The following is a 2,647-nucleotide window of genomic DNA, read 5'->3' on the forward strand; positions in this document are numbered from 1 at the left end:
AGCCACCCCGACCACGACGAAATCAAAGAGTGGCTCGACGACTACGACCCGGAGACGGCCGACGAACTCCAGATCAAGATCACCCTCGGACGGATCGCAAAGCGTCGAAACGCCGCTCAAGCCAGGGTCAAAAAGCCGGCCTCCTGACAATCACCGCCGCGATCTCATACCACCCGTGGCCCTCACCGGACGGATACGCAGGAACAGCAAGCTGGCACCGCGGGCCTCGATCGCCTCGCGAACGCCGTGGACTTTGTGGCTGGCCAGGTTGTCGAGCACGACCACGTCGCCGACGCGCAAGGCCGGCGCCAGGACCTGCTCGACATAAGCGCGGAACGCCGCCCCGTTGATCGCGCCGTTGAACACTGCCGGCGCGATCAACCCGTCGGTCCGAAGCCCGGCCAAGAACGTGCTGGTGCGCCAATGCCCATGTGGCGCGGACGCAACCAAGCGCCTGCCGCGAGGAGCGCGTCCGCGGAGCCGGGTCATGTTGGTTTTGGCCCAGGTTTCGTCGATGAACACCAGTTTGCGGGCGTTCAGACGGGTCTGCAGGCGTCTCCATTCGGTGCGCGCGGCGGCAACGTCCGCACGGTCCTGCTCGGCTGCCCGGAGCGACTTTTTTTGAACGTCAGGCCGAAGCGGCCGAGCGTCTTCCAGATCGTCGCAAGCGCGACCCGCACGCCATGCTCGCGCTCGAGCCAGTCCCGCAGCTCGGCCATGGTTGCGTCCGGATGCTGCCGCAGGTGGCCGATGATGGCGTCACGGTGGGGTTCGAGCCGGAGCGGCATGCGGCATCGCTGCTGACCCGGCCCCGTGTCGCCGGTTCGGCGTCGCCGCAGGTCGGCTTTGTAGATGAACGACACGCTCACCGCGAACCGCTTGGCCACGGCGCGAGCCGGCTTCCCGCCGTAAAACGCCGCCATGATCTTGTCCCGCAGGTCCTGCGAGTAGGACCGCCCCGACCGCCAACTCATCCCAGCCTCCGGCCATGCCGGAGGGTGATGAATCACACCAAACAGCCGATTCGGAATCCTAAAGTGCGATTCCGGTTAGGACGGCTCCGCTCTAGGGAGACCTGTGCGCGGGTGAGCGTTGGCGACTCGGATGAGTGCTGATTCGATGCGCTTTCTCGGTGATGAGAGCGGTCATGGCGCATCGGGCGATTGGGCAGGAGAAGCTGAGCGTTGCACCGTCGCCGCGACCATCGTCGTCGCTGGACAAGCTCTCCGGTCTGATTGCCTGGACGCAGATCGAGGCCCTGCTCGAGCCCCTCTATCCGGCGCGCAAGGGCGAGCCCGCCTGGCCCCCGCTCGCGATGTTCAAGGCCCTGCTGCTGGCGGTCTGGTATGACCTGTCGGACGTTAAGCTCGCTGAGACGTTGGATGATCGTGCCTCGTTCCGGCGCTTCTGCGGCTTCTCAAGCAACGAGCCGACGCCGGAGCGCACCGCTTTCGTGCGCTTTCGCCGGGCTCTCATCGAGCACGGTCTGGACCGGACGCTGTTCGAGACGGTTACCGCCGAGCTGAAGGCCAAGTCGATCCGGGTCAAGACGGGTACCCTCGTCGACGCCACCATTATCGCGTCAGCGAGCGAGGCGGATGCGGACGGTCGCTGGGTCAAGCACAAGGGCCGGGCCGCGGTGCATGGCTTCAAGGCGCATGTCGGGGCCGATGCGAGCACGGCTTTGGTGGAGCAGGTCTCGGTGACTCCAGCCAACGTCAATGACGGTCGCGCCGGTCCGGACGCGTTGCCGAACCATCCCGGCGAGGTGTTTGCCGACAGCGCATACCGTGGGTCGCATTTCGGCGACGCGGTTCGGGCGAAGGGCGGTTTGCCGCGTATCGTGGCCACCGCAATGTGGGGCCGGGACGAAGAGGAGACGCTGGCCGTGCTGGACGCCTGGAACGCGCCGATCCATCGCGTCCGTGCCCGGATCGAGAAGATCTTTGGCACCTGGAAGCGCTGCTATGGGCTGCGTCGGATGCGATGGCGAGGTCTTGCGCGCGCCGCTGCTCAAGTCCGCCTCACTGCCATCGCCTACAACCTCAAACGCAGCCTCAACATCCTCGCCCCGTAACCGTGATCCGGAGTGATGCTCTCCGCTGTGCCGGAGCGGGCCGCATCAATCGGCCGGGCAGATCGCCCACCATCTCAGTGCCTCAAGCTCACCCGCGCCCAGGTCTCAACTAGAGCGGAATCACCCTGACCGGGGATAGCCTGCATTAGCCAGGTAATTTCTGCACTCGTTCGGCGAGAAGCGGTCGAGCATGGAGCCGATTGCGTTCCACAGGGCTTCGCGTGTCCGAGGCGCTGCGCTGCGGATCAGCTGTTTGAGCTTGGCGAAGACCTGCTCGATCGGGTTCAGGTCGGGGCTGTAGGGCGGCAGGAACAGCAAGCTGGCACTGCGGGCCTCGATCGCCTCGCGAACGCCGTGGACTTTGTGGCTGGCCAGGTTGTCGAGCACGACCACGTCGCCGACGCGCAAGGCCGGCGCCAGGACCTGCTCGACATAGGCGCGGAACGCCGCCCCGTTGATCGCGCCGTTGAACACGGCCGGCGCAATCAAGCCGTCGGTTCGAAGCCCGGCCAGGAACGTGCTCGTTCGCGAATGCCCATGCGGCGCGGACGCGACCAGGCGCTTGCCGCG

The 2,647-nt window shown here is 66.1% G+C and carries 3 protein-coding genes and 1 pseudogene; 1 reads left to right on the forward strand and 3 read right to left on the reverse strand.

Annotated elements, in window-relative coordinates; all coding sequences use genetic code 11:
- Window positions 1-198: 198 nt before the first annotated feature.
- Window positions 199-540: pseudogene (locus JOZ79_RS06135) on the reverse strand (transposase); the annotation flags it as partial.
- Entirely contained in the window at window positions 537-974 is a 438-nt protein-coding gene (locus tag JOZ79_RS06140; protein ID WP_294072036.1) for a hypothetical protein, read from the reverse strand. The pseudogene JOZ79_RS06135 and the gene JOZ79_RS06140, both read right to left, overlap by 4 nt.
- Before the next feature lie 173 nt (window positions 975-1,147).
- Between JOZ79_RS06140 and JOZ79_RS06145 the strand changes: the two genes are divergently transcribed.
- Window positions 1,148-2,077 carry an IS5 family transposase gene (locus JOZ79_RS06145; RefSeq protein ID WP_294072038.1) on the forward strand — a complete coding sequence of 310 codons (930 nt, stop codon included), beginning with the start codon at window positions 1,148-1,150 and terminating at the stop codon, window positions 2,075-2,077.
- A 120-nt stretch (window positions 2,078-2,197) separates the two neighbouring features.
- On the opposite strand, the gene JOZ79_RS06150 is transcribed toward JOZ79_RS06145, so the two are convergent.
- Window positions 2,198-2,647 (reverse strand): IS630 family transposase (locus JOZ79_RS06150; RefSeq protein WP_294072040.1); only part of this gene is annotated, 450 nt, incomplete at its 5' end.

This window comes from Sphingomonas sp. (genome assembly GCF_019242355.1).
In the GTDB taxonomy this organism is placed as follows: domain Bacteria; phylum Pseudomonadota; class Alphaproteobacteria; order Sphingomonadales; family Sphingomonadaceae; genus Sphingomicrobium.

Excerpts from the sequence above, each read along its gene's own strand:
- JOZ79_RS06140 (WP_294072036.1), bottom strand. The coding sequence starts at position 974 with ATGAGTTGGCGGTCGGGGCGGTCCTACTCGCAGGACCTGCGGGACAAG.
- JOZ79_RS06145 (WP_294072038.1), top strand. The coding sequence starts at position 1,148 with ATGGCGCATCGGGCGATTGGGCAGGAGAAGCTGAGCGTTGCACCGTCG.